The 19,801-nt window shown below is 66.1% G+C and carries 16 protein-coding genes; 14 read left to right on the forward strand and 2 right to left on the reverse strand.

All coding sequences use genetic code 11. The annotated features are described in order from the left end of the window. Positions 1–14: 14 nt before the first annotated feature. Positions 15–617 carry an XrtA/PEP-CTERM system exopolysaccharide export protein gene (locus NX780_RS04520; protein ID WP_370663574.1) on the reverse strand — a complete coding sequence of 201 codons (603 nt, stop codon included), beginning with the start codon at positions 615–617 and terminating at the stop codon, positions 15–17. A gap of 120 nt (positions 618–737) precedes the next feature. After that, positions 738–1,517, reverse strand: coding sequence for a S1 family peptidase (locus tag NX780_RS04525; protein WP_258826656.1), 780 nt, complete (start codon positions 1,515–1,517; stop codon positions 738–740). Positions 1,518–1,899: 382 nt separating this feature from the next. On the opposite strand from NX780_RS04525, the gene NX780_RS04530 reads away from it, so the two are divergent. The 14 genes from NX780_RS04530 to NX780_RS04595 all read left to right on the forward strand — a co-directional run bounded on the left by NX780_RS04530 (position 1,900) and on the right by NX780_RS04595 (position 19,801). Beyond that, positions 1,900–3,432, forward strand: a complete 1,533-nt coding sequence (locus NX780_RS04530) for an XrtA system polysaccharide chain length determinant (protein WP_258826657.1) — start codon at positions 1,900–1,902, stop codon at positions 3,430–3,432. Positions 3,433–3,455: 23 nt separating this feature from the next. Then, a complete protein-coding gene (locus NX780_RS04535) occupies positions 3,456–4,430 on the forward strand; it encodes an XrtA-associated tyrosine autokinase (RefSeq protein ID WP_258826658.1) in 975 nt (324 codons plus the stop codon). After that, positions 4,411–5,985 carry a TIGR03016 family PEP-CTERM system-associated outer membrane protein gene (locus NX780_RS04540; RefSeq protein WP_258826659.1) on the forward strand — a complete coding sequence of 525 codons (1,575 nt, stop codon included), beginning with the start codon at positions 4,411–4,413 and terminating at the stop codon, positions 5,983–5,985. The genes NX780_RS04535 and NX780_RS04540 overlap by 20 nt, the downstream gene beginning before the upstream one ends. A 15-nt stretch (positions 5,986–6,000) precedes the next feature. Further along, positions 6,001–7,041: an XrtA/PEP-CTERM system-associated ATPase gene (locus NX780_RS04545; RefSeq protein WP_258826660.1), complete on the forward strand. Its 1,041-nt coding sequence runs from the start codon at positions 6,001–6,003 to the stop codon at positions 7,039–7,041. Then, on the forward strand, positions 7,038–7,922 hold the full coding sequence (locus NX780_RS04550; RefSeq protein WP_258826661.1) for an XrtA system polysaccharide deacetylase: 885 nt from the start codon (positions 7,038–7,040) through the stop codon (positions 7,920–7,922). Before NX780_RS04545 ends, NX780_RS04550 begins: the two co-directional genes overlap by 4 nt. 17 nt (positions 7,923–7,939) lie before the next feature. Then, on the forward strand, positions 7,940–9,037 hold the full coding sequence (locus NX780_RS04555; protein WP_258826662.1) for a FemAB family XrtA/PEP-CTERM system-associated protein: 1,098 nt from the start codon (positions 7,940–7,942) through the stop codon (positions 9,035–9,037). Positions 9,038–9,040: 3 nt separating this feature from the next. Continuing rightward, entirely contained in the window at positions 9,041–10,234 is a 1,194-nt protein-coding gene (locus tag NX780_RS04560) for a TIGR03087 family PEP-CTERM/XrtA system glycosyltransferase (protein ID WP_258826663.1), read from the forward strand. Then, a complete protein-coding gene (gene xrtA / locus NX780_RS04565; RefSeq protein ID WP_258826664.1) occupies positions 10,225–11,778 on the forward strand; it encodes an exosortase A in 1,554 nt (517 codons plus the stop codon). The genes NX780_RS04560 and xrtA overlap by 10 nt, the downstream gene beginning before the upstream one ends. A 1-nt stretch (position 11,779) precedes the next feature. Further along, positions 11,780–12,973, forward strand: a complete 1,194-nt coding sequence (locus tag NX780_RS04570; RefSeq protein WP_258826665.1) for a TIGR03088 family PEP-CTERM/XrtA system glycosyltransferase — start codon at positions 11,780–11,782, stop codon at positions 12,971–12,973. Continuing rightward, a complete protein-coding gene (locus NX780_RS04575; protein ID WP_258826666.1) occupies positions 12,961–14,892 on the forward strand; it encodes an XrtA/PEP-CTERM system amidotransferase in 1,932 nt (643 codons plus the stop codon). The genes NX780_RS04570 and NX780_RS04575 overlap by 13 nt, the downstream gene beginning before the upstream one ends. Positions 14,893–14,937: 45 nt before the next feature. Then, on the forward strand, positions 14,938–16,164 hold the full coding sequence (locus tag NX780_RS04580; RefSeq protein ID WP_258826667.1) for a TIGR04063 family PEP-CTERM/XrtA system glycosyltransferase: 1,227 nt from the start codon (positions 14,938–14,940) through the stop codon (positions 16,162–16,164). Then, complete coding sequence (locus NX780_RS04585) at positions 16,161–17,345, forward strand: glycosyltransferase family 4 protein (protein WP_258826668.1); 1,185 nt, start codon at positions 16,161–16,163, stop codon at positions 17,343–17,345. The genes NX780_RS04580 and NX780_RS04585 overlap by 4 nt, the downstream gene beginning before the upstream one ends. A 144-nt stretch (positions 17,346–17,489) precedes the next feature. Beyond that, entirely contained in the window at positions 17,490–18,827 is a 1,338-nt protein-coding gene (locus tag NX780_RS04590; RefSeq protein ID WP_258826669.1) for a putative O-glycosylation ligase, exosortase A system-associated, read from the forward strand. Continuing rightward, positions 18,824–19,801, forward strand: a complete 978-nt coding sequence (locus NX780_RS04595; protein ID WP_258826670.1) for a polysaccharide deacetylase family protein — start codon at positions 18,824–18,826, stop codon at positions 19,799–19,801. Before NX780_RS04590 ends, NX780_RS04595 begins: the two co-directional genes overlap by 4 nt.

Consider the following 19,801-nt stretch of genomic DNA (forward strand, 5'->3'; position numbering starts at 1 on the left):
CCTGCGCTCCCCCCTTAGAAGAAGCTTTCCGGAATGACGAGCACGTCGCCCGGCCGCATCGGCATGTTGGCCGAGATGTCGCCCTCGCGGATCAGGTCATCCAGGCGCACGTTCAGTTTTTCCTGCTTGCCGTCGACGTTGCGGATGATGCTGGCCTTGTTGCCGGCTGCGAATTCCGTAATGCCGCCGACCATGATCAGGACATCCATGAGCGACATGTCACGACGGTAAGGCAGGGCCTGGGGACGGGCCGCTTGGCCGATCACGCGGATCTGGTCGCCGTAATTGCCGACAAAATTGGTCACAATGACGGTGACCACTGGCTGCTGGATAAATTTCCCCAGCGCCTGTTCGATGTCGCGCGCCAGCTGGGTCGAGGTCTTGCCAGCGGCCGGCAGGTCTTCGACCAGCGGCGTCGTGATCTTGCCGTCCGGGCGGACCGGGACCGAGCTCGACACTTCCGGATTGCGCCAGACCGTGACGGTCACATTGTCTCCCGGCCCGATCAGGTAGTCCGGATTGACCGGCGCCAGCGCCGCAGCGCTTGGCGGCGTGGGCGTGGCGCAGCCGGCCAGGGCCAGCGCGGCGGCCAGCATCAGCGCAATCTGTTTCATCATCTTCTTCATGCTCACGTCAAATCCCTTCCCGACAGCTTCAAAATTGTTGTTTTGCCATGAATGGCCGAGTTGTATTGTATAACGACTATTTCCTTAAAAGCCGAGTGTCGCGTGCGGTGCTCACTTCTGTTGCAATAATGCGTGCACGTAGCGCACCGGAATGGCATAGGTGATGCCGCTGGGGGCGCTGATCGCCGTTTCCTTGAGTCCTTTCACGAACACCATATTGATGACTGCCTGGACGACGCCGCTGTCCGGGTCGTAGACCGGGCTGCCGCTGTTGCCCGGATAGGCCGTGCCGTCGAGCTGGTAGATATCGAAGCGGGAGCGCGCCAGCTGGGTGATGGCGCGCGCGTCCAGCTTGCGTGAGCTGAGCGAAGGCATGACGATCGGCGTGATCGCCGCAAGGGTGGCGCGGTGAGTGGCCGGGTGCAGGCCCAGCACCATGCCGAGCGGGAAACCGGTGAAGGCCAGCGCCGAACCTTCCAGCACCTGGTCCGGCTCGCCCAACTGGAGGGCCGGCAGCGGCTCACCCTCGATCCGCAGGTGGGCCAGGTCATGCTCGCGGTCGATCGCCACCAGGCGTGCGGCCCGGAAGGCGAGGCCATTGCGTTCGCGCAGCACGATGCCGAGGGTTTCCTTGCCCGCCTCGCCGCTTACCGGCGGCACGACGTGGGCATTGGTAACCACGCTCAGGCCATCGCCGACCACGAAGCCGGTACCGAAGAAGGCGATCGCGGGGCTGCGGGTTCGCAGTTCGGTACCGATCCCGACCACCGAGCGCTTCACCAGAGGAATCGTCTTCGTCAGCTCGGCCCGGGCTGGCGCCAGGGGCGCGAACAGCAGCGCCGGCAGCAGGCAGGAGGACACCAGCAGGCGGCGCTTTCTTGTCATCGTCATATCACATTCGTCGTGTAAAGAACGTATTCAATTTGCAATCAATCGTGCAAGCTATTTCGGGTAATCAACACTACAATAACAAAATTCAAGGTCGCCGGTGGGTCTCTTCGGGGTCACGGGGACGCGAGAAAAAGTTAAAATAATGCAATCTCCGCAGGGAACTTTTATTTTCGAGAATGCAATTTTATGTTGGATTTGATAGGTTTTTAAGCACAAAATGTCTTGCTTGCTGGAATTTGTGTTGCAAACTCGGTGCATTTGGCGAGGAAAGTGTGGAATTTTCCGAAGCGCAATTGCAATTGCTTGATGTACAAGCGATCATGCAACACGTTTAATGATTGTTGAGTCCGGACTCCCCGGACATTGATGTGAGATTGACAAGATGGCAGAACTGACAGCGCTGGTCCTGAATTTCCTGAAGGCGATCGGAAAATATCGCTGGCATGCGATCGTGATCACCTGGATCGTCGCCCTGTGCGGCTGGGCGGTCGTCCTCAAGCTCCCCAACCAGTACGAAGCCTCGGCCCGGGTCTACGTCGATACCCAGAGCATCCTGAAACCCCTGCTGTCCGGCATGACCATGATGCCGAACCTGGACCAGCAGGTCATGTTCATGCGCCGCACGCTGATCAGCCGCCCGAACGTGGAGCGGGTGATGCGCATGGTCGACCTCGACGTCCAGGCTTCCACGCCGAAAGAACACGAGGCCCTGGTGGAAAAGCTGATGTCGAAGATCAAGATCGCCGGCACCGAACGCGACGACATCTACACCATCAGCTACACCGCGCCGAGCGCCCAGCAGGGCAAGGACGTGGTGCAGGCCTTCCTCACCATCTTCGTCGAAGGCAGCTTCGGCGGCAAGAAACAGGACTCCGAAAAGGCCGTCCAGTTCATCGACGACCAGATCCGCAACTACGAGGAAAAGCTGGCCGCCGCCGAGAACTCGCTGAAGGAATTCAAGATTCGCAATATGGGCATGTTGCCGGGCGAAGGCGGGGGTTTCCACGCCCGCGTGGGTACGACGACCGAGGCGCTGAATCAGGCGCGGCTCGAATTGGCGGAAGCCGAGCAGGCTCGGAACGCAATCCGCCGCCAGATCTCCGGCACGCCCGCGGCGCCAGGCGAAAAGCCTGCGCCGGTTCCGGTTGATCCCGAGCTGGAAGCGCGCATTGCCACCGTCACCAAGAACCTCGACGCCCTGCGCCTGCAGTACACCGAACAACACCCGGACATCATCGCCAACCGGCGCCTGCTCGAGCAGCTGCAGGCGCGCAAGGTCGAAGAAAGCAAGCGTCCACGCGAGACGCTCGATCCGGGCGCCAGCTACAGTCCCATGCTGCAGCAGCTCAAGGTGTCGCTGTCAGACGCCGAAGCGCGCGTCGCGTCGCTGCAGGCGCGTGTTTCCGAGTACTCGACGCGCCTGGCCCAGCTGCGCGCCCAGAGCGCCTCGGTGCCGGAGATCGAAGCCCAGCTCACCCAGCTGAACCGCGACTACGAGATCAACCGCGAAAACTACCAGCAGCTGGTGCAGCGTCGTGAATCGGCCAAGCTTTCCGGCGACCTGTCTTCGGCCACCGACATGCTGACCTTCCGCGTGGTCGATCCGCCGATCGCGCCCGCAATGCCGTCCGGCCCGAACCGTATGCTGCTGTTCTCGGCCGTGTTCGCCGGAGCGTTGCTGGCCGGCCTGGCCGGCGCCTTCCTGATGAGCCAGTTCCGCCCGACCTTCCTGAGCCAGTCCGCCCTGCGCGAGGCCACCGAGGTCCCGATCCTGGGCTCGATCAGCATGAACTGGACCGCCGCCCAGACCGTGCGCCGCAAGCGCCGCCTGATGGCGCTCGCCGCCTCGGTGCTGGTGCTGTTCGGCACCTATGGCGCCGGTGTCGCCGCCATTCTCGTGCGCCCGACGCTGTAAGCGGCGCCCCAAGGAGTTAAAACGTGAGCATTATCGAAAAAGCAGCAAGCCGCATCGACCGCCAGCGCAGCAGCGCCATGGCCGCCCCCGTCACCGCCCCGATCGACAACGCCGACGCATCGCTGGCGCTGGCCGCACCTGGCGCCGAGGCAGTCGCCGTCCTCGAAGCACCCGCAGCCGCGGCACCTGCGGCTGCGCCTGCCGTCGTCCATGGCGCGGGCCCGGATGTGGGCTCCCCTGCCCCTGCCGCCGCGCCAGCTTCCCGCGCCAATCCCCGCATGGTCGAACTCGACCTGGCGAAGATGCGCGACATGGGGATGGTCACCGCCGCCGGCGGACGCACCACCCTGCTCGAGGAATTCCGCATCATCAAGCGCCCGCTGCTCAAGCGTGCCTTTGGCGAGCGCGCCGAAGGCGCGATGCCGCCGAACCTGATCATGATCACCAGCTCGCTGCCGGGCGAAGGCAAGACCTACTGCGCCATCAACCTGGCGATGAGCATCGCGATGGAACTCGACCATACGGTGCTGCTGGTCGACGCCGACGTCGCCCGCCCCTCGGTGCTGCGCACCCTCGGCCTGCCGGCCCAGCGCGGCCTGATGGACATCCTGGTGGACGACAAGCTCGACCTGTCCGACGTCCTGCTGCGCACCAATGTCGACACCCTGTCGATCCTGCCGGCCGGCACCAGCACTCCACGCGCCACCGAGCTGCTGGCCAGCTCGACGATGAGCAGCCTGGTCACCGAGATCGCCAACCGCTATCCGGACCGCGTCGTGATCTTCGATTCGCCGCCGCTGCTCCTGACCAGCGAATCGCGGGTGCTGGCCAGCCACATGGGCCAGATCGTGGTGGTGGTCGAAGCGCAGACCACGACCCAGCACGCGGTCAAGGAAGCGCTGCACAAGCTGGAAGGCTTCAAGAACGTCAACCTCATCTACAACAAGACCAGGGACATTCCTGGCATCGAAGAGACGTATGACTACCACTACGGTTGAGCGACGGGCCTTGCGCCTCGCGCCGCTCGCCGCGGCGCTCGCCTCCCTGCTCGCGGCTCCCTCGTGCTGGGCGGACTGGCGCTTTACGCCGTCTCTGAACATCGTCGAAACCTATACCGACAACGTCGACCTGCGCAGCGGGAGCGAGAAGCACAGCGACCTGATTTCCGAGGTCGCGCCAGGCCTCTCCCTCATGCATGACAGCCGCCGCCTGAAGGTGTCCGCACAGGGTTCCTTGCGCCAGTTCTTCTACCTGAAAGAAGCGTCGGCGCGCAACCGCAACGAACGCTTCGTCCAGTACGACGCCGACCTGAGCGGCATCCTGGCCGAGGACCTGCTTTACGTGGATGCCAGCGCCAGCGCCGGCCGCCAGAGTACTTCGGCCTTCGGTCCACGGGCGGAGGAGCGGCCCTACTCGAACCTGAACGGCACCGAATTCAGGACCTGGCGCATCAGCCCCTACCTGATGCAGAAGTTCGGCCGCAGCGCGCGCGCCACGCTGCGCTACACCCGGGACTCGGTCGAAAGCGACCAGCGCAACCGCTTTGGCGACAGTCTGGCCGATACCGTCACCGCGAGCCTCGACAGCCTGCCGGGCGCCGGCAAGCTCGGATGGGGCGTGAACTACAACCGCCAGGACCTGGAGCAGGAATTCGCCGGCGAGTCCTCGTCCGAGAACGTCAGCGGCCGGCTGCGCTACCAGCTTGTACATTCGTTCGCACTCACCGCGAACCTCGGCTACGATCGTTACGACTACCAGGCCCTGGGCGGGCGGACCGCGGGCCGCAACTGGTCCACCGGTTTCTCCTGGACCCCGTCCCAGCGCACCACGATCGAGGCGTCGATCGGCCGCCATTTCTTTGGCACGACGGGCTCGCTGCTGGCCAGCGTCCGCAGCCGGAAAACGGTCTGGCTTCTCAGCTATAGCGACGCGATCACGAACAGCCGCTCGCAGTTCACGCTGCCGTCGGCCATCGATACCGCCGCCATGCTGGACCGGCTGTTCCTCGCGTCGATCCCGGACCCGGTGCAGCGCCGGCAGGCGGTGGAAGCCTATATCCAGGCCAGCGGCTTGCCGCCCAGCCTGGCCGACAGCGTCAATTACCTGACCAACCGTTACATCCGCCAGAAGCAACTGCAAGGCTCGGCCGCGTTCCGCGGCCGGCGCAGCAGCGCCGTCCTGAGCGCGTATGGCAACGAACGCATCGCCCTGTCGAGCCAGGAAACCGACAGCGCCCTGCTCGGCAGCCAGCTCGCCTCGCTCAACGACAATGTGCGCCAGTACGGCGCCAGCGCCAATGCGACCTATCGCCTGAGCCAGCGCTCGAGCCTGGTCGGAAGCGCGGACTTCAGCCGCAGCGAATCGATCAGCACCGGGCTCGAAAGCCGCCAGCGCCTTCTGCGCCTGGCATTCAATACCAAGCTTGGCCGCGACCTGCGCGGCTCGCTCGAGCTGCGCAGGCGGCGCGGCGACACCGATCCGGGCAACGGTAGCCTCGCCCTGCGCAGCTATACCGAGAACGCCATTGCGGCAACCCTTTTCATGCAGCTCTAAGCAGGACCGCGCACGATGTACGAAACCTACTACGGATTGTCCGCCAAGCCCTTCCAGCTCCGGCCGGACCCCCACTTCTTCTTCGGCTCCAAGGGCCACAAGCGCGCCATGGCCTACCTCGAGTACGGCCTGTCGCAGGGCGAAGGCTTCATCGTCATCACGGGCGAAGTCGGCGCCGGCAAGACCACCCTGGTGCGCAACCTGCTGAACAAGATCCCGACGGACCAGATCGTCGCCGCCCACATCGTCAACACCAGCCTCGATCCGGAAGACACGCTGCGCATGGTGGTCTCCGCCTTCGGCCTGCCCTTCGAAGGCGCCAGCAAGGCCGAGCTCCTCAACCGCCTCGAGCAGTTCCTGCGCGGCGTCGACCGCCAGGGCAAGCGCGCCCTCCTGGTGATCGACGAAGCCCAGAACCTGAACGCGCGCACGGTCGAGGAACTGCGCATGCTGTCGAACTTCCAGACCGACGACCGCTCGCTGCTGCAGACTTTCCTGCTCGGCCAGCCGGAATTCCGTGCCACCCTGCACAGCCCCGGCATGCAGCAGCTGCGCCAGCGCGTGATCGCCAGCTACCACCTGGGCCCGATGGACGCGCAGGAAACCCGCGCCTATGTCGAGCACCGCCTGGCCACGGTCGGGTGGAAGGGCGATCCTTCTTTTGATGATGGCGCCTACGCGACCGTCTACGCCTACAGCGGCGGCATCCCGCGCAAGACCAACACGCTGATGGACCGGGTGCTCCTGATGGGCTACCTGGAAGAGCTGCACGCCTTCGGCGAAGCCGACATCAACACGGTGGTGCGCGACATCTCGGAAGAATTCGAGCTGCCGGACGCCGTGGGCGAGCCGGACCCCGCTTCGATGCCGGGCGAACTGCGCACGCTGGACCAGCGTAGCGGCGACCGCCGCTCCGGCAGCGGCGCCAGCGTCGAAATCCTCGACGAACGCATGATGCGACTCGAGAAGTCGATCGTCTCGGTCCTGTCGATCCTGAAAAAAATCGTCGCCACGCCCCAGGGCGCGGCGGCCCAGCACATGGACAACCAGGAATGAAACTCTACGCCCCCGCCCCGCGTCCCGCGCCCACACCCGGCGAGCGCATCAAGAACGCCATGACCTGCGACGTCGAGGACTACTTCCAGGTCTCCGCCTTCGCGCCCTACATCGACCGCGATTCCTGGCCGACCCGCGAATGCCGCGTCGAGGCGAACATGGAGCGCATCCTGGCCATCTACGAGCGCCACGGCGTGAAAGCCACCTTCTTCACCCTGGGCTGGATCGCGGAGCGCTACCCAAACATGGTGAAAAGAATCGTCGCCGCCGGCCATGAACTGGCCAGCCACGGCTACGGCCACCTGCGCGCGTCCGACCAGACCCGCGCCCAGTTCGACAACGACATCCGTTCTTCGAAAGCGCTGCTGGAAGACATCGGCGGCCAGGAAGTGATCGGCTACCGCGCGCCGAGCTTCTCGATCGGCCACGCCAACCTGTGGGCGCTGGAAGCCTTGCAGGAAGCGGGCTACCGCTACAGCTCGAGCATCTACCCGATCGCCCACGACCACTACGGCATGCCGGACGCGCCACGCTTCGCCTTTTACCCGCACGGGCCGGACGGCCTGCTGGAAGTGCCGGTCACCACCGTCAACATGCTGGGCCGGAACCTGCCGGCCGGCGGCGGCGGCTACTTCCGCCTGCTGCCCTACGCCCTGTCGCGCTGGATGATGCAGAAGGTGAACCGCGAGGACCGCCAGCCGGCCCTGTTCTACTTCCACCCCTGGGAACTCGACCCGGGCCAGCCGCGCCCCGAAGGCCTGGACGCCAAGTCGCGCTTCCGCCACTACGTCAACATCGAGCGCATGGAAAGCCGCCTCGAGCAGCTGGCGCGCGATTTCGCGTGGGACCGCATGGACCGCATCTTCCTCGACCGTCAGTAACGACAAGGCATCACCGCATGAACTCGATCATCGAAGCCGCACAGGCCAAACGCGCCGCCCCGATCCAGGCCGCCGGCCCGCAGACGCTGCACCTGCTGCAGCCGCAGGACTACGCCCGCTGGGACGCTTTCGTGCGCGCCTGCCCCGACGCCACCTTCTTCCACCTCTCGGGCTGGCAGAAGGTGATCGAGCAATCCTTCGGCATCAAGACCTGGTTCTACTACGTCCAGCAGGACGGCCAGATCCAGGGCGTGCTGCCGCTGGCCGAGATCAAGAGCCGCCTGTTCGGCCACTCGCTGGGCGCCATGCCCTTCTGCGTCTACGGCGGCGTGGCCGCTACGGATGACAATGCCCGGATCCTGCTCGACGAAGCCGCCGACAAGCTGGCGCGCGAGCTGGGCGTCGGCCACCTGGAATACCGCGGCATGAAGCGGGCCCACCCTGACGATCCGGGTTTCCACACCAAGGAACTCTACGTCACCTTCCGCAAGGAGATCAGCGCGGACGACGAAGCCAACCTGAATGCCATCCCGCGCAAGCAGCGCGCCATGGTGCGCAAGGGGATCAAGCTGGGCCTGAAGGGCGTGGTCGAAGACAACGTCGACCGCATGTTCGAAGCCTATGCCCACAGCGTGCTGCGCCTGGGCACCCCGGTGTTCCCGAAAAAATACTTCGCCCTGCTGCAGCAGACCTTCGGCGAGGAATGCGAAGTGCGCACGATCTACACCAGCGACGACCGCCTGGTGGCCTCGGTGCTGTCCTTCTACTGGCGCGACGAGGTCGTACCCTACTACGGCGGCGGCATGGACCTGGCGCGCGAAGTGGCGGGCAACGACTTCATGTACTGGAACCTGATGCAGGCTGCCGCCGCGCGTGGCTGCCGCATCTTCGACTACGGCCGCAGCAAGCTGGGCACCGGCGCCTACGATTTCAAGAAGAACTGGGGCTTCACGGCCGAACCGCTGCCCTATGAGTACAAACTCTACGCGTCGGACAAGCTGCCGGACAACAATCCGCTGAACCCGAAATACCAGCTCTTCATCAAGATGTGGAAGAAGCTGCCGCTGCCGGTGGCGAACTTCCTCGGCCCCTACATCGTGCGCAACCTGGGATAAGACGTGGAAGACCTGCTCCTGCTGATCCACCGGATCCCCTACCCGCCCAACAAGGGCGACAAGATCCGTTCCTACCATCTGCTCAAGCACCTGGCGCGCGACTACCGGGTGCACCTGGCGACGTTCGTCGACGACGCCGACGACTGGCAGCATGTGCCGACGGTGGAGAAGATGTGCGCCAGCAGCCACTTCGCCAGCCTGAACCCCACGCTTGCCCGTGTGCGCAGCCTCGGCGCCCTGGTGAAGAACCGTTCGCTCTCGCTCGACTACTACCGCGACGCAGGCATGCAGCGCTGGGTCGACCAGACGGTGGCGGCGCACGAGATCGAGCGCGTGCTGGTGTTTTCCTCGGCGATGGCGCAGTACGCCGACAAGTATCCGAACGCGCGCCGCGTGGTCGACTTCTGCGACGTCGACTCGGATAAATGGCGCCAGTACGCCGACAAGAAGTCCTGGCCGATGAGCTGGCTGTACCGCCATGAAGCGCGCCAGCTGCTGTCCTACGAGCGCCAGGTGGCGCGCGAGTACGACGCCTCGCTGTTCGTCTCGGCGCCGGAAGCAGACCTTTTCCGCCAACTGGCCCCGGAAAGCGATGCGCGCATCGGCTTCTTCAGCAACGGCGTCGACACCGAGTACTTCTCGCCCGATGCCGCCGGCGCCTCGCCTTTCAAGGAAGGCGAACGCGCCATCGTGTTCACCGGCGCCATGGACTACTGGCCCAACGTGGACGCGGTGCAGTGGTTTGCCGCGGACGTCATGCCGCTGCTGCGCGCGCGCTTCCCCGACCTGGTCTTCTACATCGTCGGCGCGCGTCCTACCCCCGCCGTGCTGGAACTGGGCAAGCAATCGAACATCGTCGTGACCGGCACCGTGCCGGACGTGCGCCCCTACATTGCCCACGCGCGCGCCGCGGTGGCGCCGCTGCGCATCGCGCGCGGCATCCAGAACAAGGTGCTGGAAGCGATGGCGATGGCGACCCCGGTGGTGGTCTCGCCCCAGGCGCTCGAGGGCATCGAGGCCGAACCGGGCCGCGAGCTGGTGCTGGCCCAGGACGCGACCGGCTTCGCCGACGCGGTGGCGAGCCTGCTGGCACGCCAGGACAACACCATGGGCCTGGCCGCGCGCGCCAGGGTTGAACGCAAGTACAGCTGGCCAAGCAACCTGGCCTGCATCGGGGAGCGACTCGAATGTTCCTGAAACCTCCACCCGGCATCGACGCCGCCGCGCTGCCGGCAGCTGCCCCCATCAGGATGCCGGCAGCCTCCGCCATCGCCCTCGCGCTCGCCCTGATCGCACCCTTCCTGCTGTACTGGCAGACGGCCGCCTCGATGGTCGCGATCTGGAACAGCTCCGAGACCTTCGCCCACGGCTACGTGATCCTGCCGATCAGTCTCGGCCTGATCTGGCGCCAGCGCGCCTGGTTCGCGCGCCTGCCCGCACGCCCGTGGTGGCCGGGCCTGCTGCTGCTCGCCGGCGCCGGCGCCGCCTGGCTGGCCGGCCGGATGGGCGACGTGCAGGTGGTGATGCAGTACGCCTTCGTGTCGATGTTCCCGCTGGCCGCGCTCACCCTGCTCGGCCCGCGCCTGGCGGCGAAATTCACCTTCCCGTTGCTGTTCCTGCTGTTCGCGGTGCCTTTCGGGGAGATCTTCGTCGGCCCCCTGATCAACTACACGGCCGACTTCACCGTGTGGGCGGTGCAGGCCACCGGCATCCCGGTGCTGCGCAACGGTACCCGTTTCGAGCTGCCGACCGGCAGCTGGTCGGTGGTCGAGGCCTGCAGCGGCATCCGCTACCTGATTTCCTCGATCACCCTGGGCTGCCTCTACGCCTACCTGACCTACCGCTCGAACACCCGCCGCGCCGTCTTCATCGGCCTGTCGATCGTGGTGCCGATCGTCGCCAACTGGCTGCGCGCCTACGGCATCGTGATGATCGGCCACATGAGCGGCATGGAGCTGGCCACCGGCGTCGACCACCTGGTCTACGGCTGGCTGTTCTTCGGCGTGATCATGTTCATCATGTTCTGGATCGGCAGCTACTGGCGCGAGGACGAGCAGCCCGCAGCCGCTGCCGCGGCACCGGTCGTCGGCGCCGGCAAGAGCGCCTCGCTGCTGCCGGTCGCCGTGGCGGTGGTCGCGGTCGCCGCCATGTGGCCGGCCTTCGCCGCCGTCAACGAGCGCGCCAACCACAATCCGCAGCCGGTGCAACTCTCCGAACCGGGCATCGCCTGGCCGCAGACCGCCGGCTTCCCGGACTGGGAAGTGCACTACATGGAGCCGGACGCGCGCATGAAGCGCGTCTACCAGGCGCCGGACGGCCGTCCGGTCCAGCTGCAGCTGCTGTACTACCGTAACCAGACCAAGCAGAAGGGCCTGATCAGTTCCGTCAACCGCCTGGCGGGCGACAAGGAAGCCTATCACCAGGTCGCCTCCAGCCAGCGCAGCGAGCAGGCCGGCGGGCGCACCCTGGCCCTGCGCGAAGCGGTCATGCACAGCGCCGACGGCCAGCTCGTGGTCTGGCACGTGATGTGGGTGGACGGCCAGTACCTCACCAGCAATGTGGTGGGCAAGCTGCGCCAGGCCCAGGGCAAGCTGCAGTTCCGCGGCGACGACGGCGCCCTGGTGGCGATCGCCGCCCCGGCCGGCGACAGCCAGGATGCGGCGCGCGCCACCCTGCGCGCCTTCCTGGCCCAGCACTTCGGCGCGGTCGACGCCGCCCTCGTGAAGGCGCGGGGACGCTGAGATGACTGCCGTGCCGGATATCGTGCCGCAGCCGCCGCTGGTCGCGCACCTGATCTACCGCCTGGACATCGGCGGCCTGGAGACGCTGCTGGTCGACACGATCAACCGCATGGCGCCCGGCCGCTACCGCCATGCGGTGATCTGCCTGACCGACTACACCGACTTCGCCCAGCGCATCACGCGTCAGGACGTGGCGCTGTACGCCCTGCACAAGCCGGCCGGCCTGGCCCTCGGCATCCACGCCGACCTGTTCCGGCTGCTGCGCCGCCTGGCGCCAGACATCCTGCACACCTACAACCTCGGCACCATCGAATACGCGGCCACCGCCTGGGCCGCCGGCGTGCCGGTGCGCATCCACGCCGAGCACGGCCGCGACGCGCGCGACCCGCAAGGCATCAACCCGAAACACAATCTGCTGCGCCGCCTGCTCACCCCCGTCATCGACCGCTACGTGCCGGTCTCGCGCGACCTGGCCGGCTGGCTGGAGCGGGTGGTGCGCATCCCCGCGCGCAAGCTGCAGCTGATCGACAACGGCGTCGATACCGAACGCTTCCGCGCCGGCACGGCAGCCGTCACGGAAGCCTGGCAGGATGCCCCCGACGCTTTCGTGATCGGCACCGTCGGCCGCCTGCAGGACGTCAAGGACCAAGTTACCCTGATCGAGGCCTTCGCCCTGCTGCGCCGCCAACTCCCCAATGAACAGCTGCGCCTGGTGCTGGTCGGCGACGGCCCGCTGCGCGCGCAGCTGGAAGCCCGGGTGGCCGCGCTCGGTTTGCAGGACTGCGCTTTTCTCCCCGGCCCGCGCAGCGACGTGGCGCCCGTGATGCGCAGCTTCTCGCTGTTCGCCCTGTCCTCGATCGCCGAAGGCACGCCTGTGACGATGCTCGAAGCGATGGCGAGCGAACTGCCGGTGGTGTCCACCGCGGTGGGCGGCATCCCCGACCTCGTCACACCTGGCGTGAGCGGCGCCCTGGTGCCGGCGCGCGACCCACAGGCCCTGGCCGCGGCGATTGTCCCCTACGTGAAGGACCGCGCGCTGGCTCGCCGCCACGGTGCACAAGGACGCGCGCGCGTCGAGCAGCAATACAGCATGCAGGCCATGCTGGCCGCCTACGTCGCCCTGTACGACGAACTGTGCCAGACCAAGACAACACCCAGAACACCAAAGAAGGCGATCACCCCATGTGCGGAATAGTTGGAATTTTTGATATGCAGGGCGGCCGCGCCATCGACCGCCACCTGCTGCACCGGATGAACGAGAGCCAGTTCCACCGCGGCCCGGTGGAGGGCGACCTGCACCTGGAGCCCGGCCTGGCCTTCGGCCACCGCCGCCTGTCGATCATCGCCCTGGAAGCCGGGCTGCAGCCGCTGTTCAACGAGGACGAGACCATCGCCCTCGTGTTCAACGGCGAGATCTACAACTTCCGCGAACTGCGCGCCGAACTGCAGGGCCTGGGCCACGTGTTCCGCACCCCGTCGGACAGCGAAACCATCGTGCACGCCTACGAACAGTGGGGCGAGGACTGCGTCGGCCACCTGCGCGGCATGTTCGCCTTCGCGATCTGGGACCGCCCGAAACAGACCCTGTTCCTGGCGCGCGACCGCATCGGCATCAAGCCCATGCACTACGCGATCCTGAGCGACGGCATGTTCGCCTTCGGCTCCGAGCTGAAGTCGCTCCTGACGCTGCCGAACCTCAAGCGCGAGATCGACCCGCTGGCGGTCGAGGAGTATTTCGCCTACGGCTACGTACCGGAGCCGCGCACCATCTTCACGGGCGCGAAGAAGCTGCGGCCCGGCCACACCCTGACCCTGCGCGTGGGCCAGCCGGTGCCGGAATCGAAGCAGTACTGGGACGTGCCCTTCGCCCCGCACGCCGCCATGAGCGAGCGCGAGATGGAAGAGCAGCTCGTCGAGCGCCTGCGCGAAGCCGTGAAGAGCCACCTGATCTCGGACGTCCCGCTGGGTGCCTTCCTGTCGGGCGGCGTCGACTCGAGCGCCGTGGTGGCCATGATGGCCGGCGTGAGCGACGGCGCGGTCAACACCTGCTCGATCGCCTTCAACGACCCGGCTTTCGATGAGTCCGAGTACGCGCGCCAGGTCGCCGCGCAATACCAGACCAACCACCAGTGCGAGACCGTCGACAAGGACGACTACGGCCTGCTCGACACCCTGGCCGCGCTCTACGACGAGCCCTATGCCGACAGCTCGGCGATCCCGACCTACCGCGTCTGCCAGCTGGCGAGGAAGCGCGTCACCGTGGCCCTGTCGGGCGACGGCGGCGACGAGAACTTCGCCGGCTATCGCCGTCACCGCATGGCGATGGGCGAGAACCGCGTGCGCTCGCTGCTGCCGCTGGCCGTGCGCAAACCCGTCTTCGGCGTGCTGGGCGCCGTGTATCCGAAGGCCGACTGGGCGCCGCGCATGTTCCGCGCCAAGACCACCTTCGAGGCGCTGGCGCGCGACCTCACCGAGGGCTACTTCCACGGCGTCTCGATCAACAACGACCGCATCCGCGGCCAGCTGTTCTCCAGCGGCTTCAAGCAGAAGCTGCAGGGCTACCGCGCGGTCGAGGTGATGCGCGGCTACGCGAAGAAGGCGCCGACCGACGATCCGCTGTCGCTGATCCAGTACCTCGACATGAAGACCTACCTGCCGGGCGACATCCTGACCAAGGTCGACCGCGCCAGCATGGCCCATGCGCTGGAAGTGCGCGTGCCCCTGCTCGACCACCAGTTCGTGGAATGGGTGTCCGGCCTGCCGTCCGGCTCCAAGCTGCGCAACGGCGAGGGCAAGCACATCTTCAAGAAGGCGCTGCAGCCCTACCTGTCGGAGGACATCCTGTACCGCAAGAAGCAGGGCTTCTCGATTCCGCTGGCGGCCTGGCTGCGCGGCCCGCTGGCGGACGCGATGCGCCGCGCGGTGCTCAATCCGGCGCTGCTCGACACCGGCATCTTCAACCCGGCCTTCCTCAAGCAGATGGTGGAGGAGCACCAGTCCGGCGCCAAGGACCACAGCACCACCCTGTGGTCGGTGCTGATGTTCGACGCCTTCCTGCGCAAGAACGGCGCCGGAGCCCAGGACGGCGCCCCGGCCATCGCCGCCGCCGCATAAACCAGAACAGAACAACGCAACCAGCGCAACCGGAACCACAAGAACATGCGAGTCCTTCACGTCCTCGACCACTCGATCCCCCTGCACAGCGGCTACACCTTCCGTACCGCCTCGATCCTGCGCGAACAGCGCGCGCTCGGCTGGGAAACCTTCCACGTCACCGGCTCCAAGCAGAACTCGGGCGAACAGCGCGAGGAAACGGTGGACGGCCTGCACTTCTACCGCACCCCTAGCTCGAAAAGCGCGCTGGCCAGGCTGCCGGTGCTGAACCAGAAGGAAGTCATCGACGGCCTCACCAAACGCCTGCTCGAGATCATCCCGCAGGTGAAGCCCGACGTGCTGCACGCCCACTCGCCCAGCCTGAACGCGGTCGCCGCCCTGCGCGCCGGCAAGCGCTTCGGCATCCCGGTGGTCTACGAGGTGCGCGCCTTCTGGGAAGACGCGGCGGTCGACCACGGCACCAGCAGCGAGAATGGCCTGCGTTACCGCGCCACCCGGGCGCTGGAGACCTGGGCCCTGAAGCGCGCCGACGCCGTCACCACCATCTGCGAAGGCCTGCGTAAAGACATCGTCGCGCGCGGTATCCCGGCCGACAAGGTCACCGTGATCCCGAACGCGGTCGACATCGACAAGTTCTCGGTGGGCGGCAGCGCCGACCAGGAACTCAAGACGAAACTCGGCCTGCAGGGCTCGCGCCTGATCGGCTTCATCGGCTCCTTCTATGCCTATGAGGGCCTGGACATCCTGCTGCGCGCCGTGCCGCAGCTGGCCAGGGACCTGCCGGACCTGCGCGTGCTGCTGGTCGGCGGCGGTCCCCAGGACGCCCAGCTGCGCCAGCTGGCCAAGGACCTGAACATCCTTGATAAGGTGGTGTTCACGGGCCGTGTGCCGCACGACCAGGTGCAGAAGTACTACGACCTGCTCGACGTGCTTGTCTACCCGCGCCTGTCGATGCGCCTGACCGACCTGGTCACCCCGCTGAAACCCCTGGAAGCCATGGCCCAGGGCCGCATCCTGGCCGCCTCCGACGTGGGCGGCCACCTGGAACTGATTGCCGACGGCAAGACCGGGGTGCTGTTCAAGGCCGATGATCCCGCCTCGCTGGCCGACAAGGTCGGCGCCCTGCTGCGCGCCCAGGAACGCTGGCCGGCGCTGCGCGCGGCCGGCCGCGAATACGTCGAGACCGAACGCAACTGGCCGGTGAGCGTGGCCCGCTACAAGAACATCTACGGCCGCCTGACCGGCCGCGCCACCGAATCCAGGGCTGCATGAAGATCCTGACTTTCAGCACCCTCTTCCCCAACACGGAAAAGCCAGGCCACGGGATCTTCGTCGAAACCCGCCTGCGCCACCTGGTCGCCAGTGGCCAGGTCGAATCGCGCGTGGTCGCGCCGATCGGCTGGTTCCCCTCGAAGCATCCGCGCTTCGGAGACTACGCCAGGCTGGCCAGGGTGCCGAAGAGCGAAGTGCGCCACGGCCTGCAGGTGGAACACCCGCGCTACCCGGTGCTGCCGAAGATCGGCATGAACGTGGCCCCGCTGCTGCTGGCCCAGGCGGCAAAACCTGCGATTGCGCGCATCCTCGACGAAGGCTACGACTTCGACCTGATCGACGCGCATTACTTTTACCCCGACGGCGTCGCCGCGGCCATGCTGGCGCGCTACTTCAACAAACCGCTGGTGATCACGGCGCGCGGATCCGACATCACGCTGCTGCCGCAGTACGCCCTGCCGCGCCGCATGATCACCTGGGCGGCGAACCGCGCCGACGGCGTCATCACGGTCTGCCATGCCCTGCGCGACGAAGTCGTCGCCCTGGGCGTGCCGCAGGAGCGCGTGACTTCGCTGCGCAACGGTGTCGACCTGCAGCTGTTCCGCCCCATCGAGCGCACGGCCAATCCGCTGTTCACCCTGCTCACCGTCGGCCACCTGGTACCGGTCAAGGCCCAGGAACTGATCATCGCCGCCCTGCCCCTGCTGCCGGACGTGCGCCTGGTGGTGGCCGGCGACGGCCCGAACCGCGGCATGCTCGAAGCGCTGGCGCGCGAACTCGGCGTGGAGGCGCGCGTGCAGTTCCTCGGCGCCGTGCCCCAGGCCCAGCTGCGCGGACATTACGGCAATGCCGACGCCCTGGTGCTGGCCTCCTCGCGCGAAGGCTGGGCCAACGTCCTGCTCGAATCGATGGCTTGCGGCACGCCGGTGGTGGCCAGCCGCGTCTACGGCACGCCCGAAGTGGTGGCCGCACCCGAGGCGGGCGTGCTGATGGACGAGCGCACGCCGCAGGGCGTGGCCGATGCCGTGGATCGCCTGCGCGCCGCTTATCCGGACCGCGCCGCCACCCGCCGCTATGCGGAACGCTTCAGCTGGGACGACACGACCGCGGGCCAGATCGCCCTGTTCCAGGATATCCTCAACCGGCGCTTGCGCCAGCCGTCCCGGGCGCTCGCCTGCTGACCGGCCTTACCCGAGCTTTCGATGGAATCACTTCTCTGGGCCCTGGATCTTGTCTTCCTGGTTTTCTTGTGCCGCTGGGCGCTGCGCGCCGACACGGCCGAGGCAGTAGCCGAGCGAAAACGCAAGCAGGAGCGAACCTGAACCATGCGTGACCTTGTCCTGCTCGGCATCCTGCCGTTCATCCTGTATGCGATGGCCAGGCGCCCCTTTATCGCGATGGGTCTGTGGATCTGGACCGCTATGTTCTTCCCGAACGCCTGGGTCTACGGCATCGCCGGCAGCATCCGCTACAACCTGTTGTTTACGGGCGTGGCCATCCTGAGTTACCTGGCGATGAAAAACAAGCCAAAGCTGGTATTCGGTCCACTCGGCGCGCTCGTGTTGCTGTTCCTCGCCTGGACAACCGTCTCTACCATGCTGACGCTCGCCCCCCCTGAACGCTCCTGGGACATCTGGAGCCGCTTCGCCAAAGGGATTGCACTGTTCTACTTCATCCTGCTGGTAGCCCAGAAAAAGCTGCACCTCGATTTCTTCCTATGGTGCATCGTGCTATCGGTCGGCTTCTATGCGAACCTGGAAGCATTGAAGTTCATCGCCAGCGGCGGCGGCCACATGATCGAAGGCTTCCGTGGCCACGTCCTGGGGGACCGCAACGAACTGGCGGTGGCCTTCGTCATGACCTTGCCCATCTGCTTCTACCTGCTTGGGCAGTACAAGGAGCATTCCCGCATCATGTGGCTGGGCCTGCTTGGCACCATGGCGCTATTGGTGACCGCCGTCGTCGGCACGCAGTCGCGCGGTGGCTTCATCGCATTGGCAGGAATTGGTCTCTACCTGTTTGCCAAGAGCGAACGGAAGATTCCCATGGCGATCATGGGTGCCATCCTGATTTTCGGCCTGTCCCAGATCGTCTCGAGCGACTGGACTGCACGCATGAATACCATCGATACCGCCGAGAACGACGCCTCTTTCATGGGACGCGTGGTTGCATGGAAGCTCAGTTTCATCCTGGCGATGAAGAACCCGATTTTCGGAGGCGGATTCAAGTCGCTCGAGTACTTCCCGGTATGGGCCGAGCTGTCGCGCGACTTCTATTCCTATAGCTGGTTCTATACGGGTGACGCGCTGCCGCCGACCACGTTCGCGCGCGCTGCCCACAGCATTTATTTCCAGGTAATGGGCGAGCATGGATTCGTCGGCCTGGCGATCTTCATGATCCTGCTTGCCACTACCTTCCTGAAGGCAGGGCGCCTGGCGCGCAAGGCCAGGAAAGCGGGGGCGCCCGCCTGGATCGCCTCGCTGGCCACGATGCTGCAGCTGAGCGTGTTCGCGTACGCGCTTGGCGGCGCCGCGCTGAGCTTCGCCTATTTCGAACTGTACTATGCCATCATCGGCCTGCTCATCGTCCTAGAGTTGCGCATTCTGCCTTCCGTGCTCAAGGAGTCGCCGCCGCCACCCGCAACACCATCCCTTAGCAAATGACAGCGCTCCATCATACCCGCAAGACCGAACGCCTCATCCGCACCATGGGCGATGCCATCGCGCTGGCCGGCCGGGGCAACCGGCTGTGCGTGGTCAACTACCACCGGATTCTGGCCCTCCCCGACCCGATGCTGGAATCGGAGCCGGACGTATCGACTTTCCGCTGGCAGATGGCCCTGCTGGCGCGCTGTTTCAATGTTCTTACTCTGCCGGAGGCACTGGCCGCGCTCGATGCGGGGCGCCTGCCGCCGCGCGCCGTGTGCATCACCTTCGACGACGGATACCGTTCCCTGTACGACCTGGCGCTCCCCGTGCTGCAGGAATTCCGGCTTCCGGCGACAGTCTTCGTCACCAGCGGCTACATCGACGGGCGCACGATGTGGAACGACCACATCATCGAAGCGGTCCAGGAGCTGCCTGCGGGACAGCTCGACCTGCGCGACCTCGGCCTGGGCAACTATTCCCTGCGCAGCCTGGAAGAACGCAAGACCACCCTCGGCGAATTGACCGAGGCGTCGAAATACCTGCCGCCGCCGGCGCGGCTGGCCCTGGTGGAACGGCTGGCGGCCATGGTCGGCGACCATGCGGACCGCGCCCCGATGCTGAGCGCCGACATGCTGGTCAGTCTCGACCGCCACGGCATCGAGATCGGCGCGCACACCGTCTCGCATCCCATCCTCACCAGCCTCGACGACGAATCGGCACGTCACGAGATCGTCGCCGGCAAGGAGCAACTCGAAGCCGTGCTGGGCAAGCCCGTGCGGCTGTTCGCCTACCCGAACGGCAAGGCGGGCAAGGATTTCGATGCGCGCCACGTCGCCATGGCGCGCGACGCTGGTTTCATGGCCGCCTTCACCACCCTGCCGGGCGCCATCCGGCGTGGCGACGACCGCTTTGCCCTGTCGCGCAGCCGCCCATGGGACAAGACGCCCCTGATGTTCGGACTGCGCCTGCTGCGCTGGCTGGCGGCATGA

Source organism: Massilia agri (assembly GCF_024753255.1).
Taxonomy (GTDB): Bacteria; Pseudomonadota; Gammaproteobacteria; order Burkholderiales; family Burkholderiaceae_D; genus Telluria; species Telluria agri.

Excerpts from the sequence above, each read along its gene's own strand:
- NX780_RS04520 (WP_370663574.1), bottom strand. The coding sequence starts at position 617 with ATGATGAAACAGATTGCGCTGATGCTGGCCGCCGCGCTGGCCCTGGCC.
- NX780_RS04525 (WP_258826656.1), bottom strand. The coding sequence starts at position 1,517 with ATGACGATGACAAGAAAGCGCCGCCTGCTGGTGTCCTCCTGCCTGCTG.
- NX780_RS04530 (WP_258826657.1), top strand. The coding sequence starts at position 1,900 with ATGGCAGAACTGACAGCGCTGGTCCTGAATTTCCTGAAGGCGATCGGA.
- NX780_RS04540 (WP_258826659.1), top strand. The coding sequence starts at position 4,411 with ATGACTACCACTACGGTTGAGCGACGGGCCTTGCGCCTCGCGCCGCTC.
- NX780_RS04545 (WP_258826660.1), top strand. The coding sequence starts at position 6,001 with ATGTACGAAACCTACTACGGATTGTCCGCCAAGCCCTTCCAGCTCCGG.
- NX780_RS04550 (WP_258826661.1), top strand. The coding sequence starts at position 7,038 with ATGAAACTCTACGCCCCCGCCCCGCGTCCCGCGCCCACACCCGGCGAG.
- NX780_RS04555 (WP_258826662.1), top strand. The coding sequence starts at position 7,940 with ATGAACTCGATCATCGAAGCCGCACAGGCCAAACGCGCCGCCCCGATC.
- xrtA (WP_258826664.1), top strand. The coding sequence starts at position 10,225 with ATGTTCCTGAAACCTCCACCCGGCATCGACGCCGCCGCGCTGCCGGCA.
- NX780_RS04570 (WP_258826665.1), top strand. The coding sequence starts at position 11,780 with ATGACTGCCGTGCCGGATATCGTGCCGCAGCCGCCGCTGGTCGCGCAC.
- NX780_RS04575 (WP_258826666.1), top strand. The coding sequence starts at position 12,961 with ATGTGCGGAATAGTTGGAATTTTTGATATGCAGGGCGGCCGCGCCATC.
- NX780_RS04580 (WP_258826667.1), top strand. The coding sequence starts at position 14,938 with ATGCGAGTCCTTCACGTCCTCGACCACTCGATCCCCCTGCACAGCGGC.
- NX780_RS04585 (WP_258826668.1), top strand. The coding sequence starts at position 16,161 with ATGAAGATCCTGACTTTCAGCACCCTCTTCCCCAACACGGAAAAGCCA.
- NX780_RS04590 (WP_258826669.1), top strand. The coding sequence starts at position 17,490 with ATGCGTGACCTTGTCCTGCTCGGCATCCTGCCGTTCATCCTGTATGCG.
- NX780_RS04595 (WP_258826670.1), top strand. The coding sequence starts at position 18,824 with ATGACAGCGCTCCATCATACCCGCAAGACCGAACGCCTCATCCGCACC.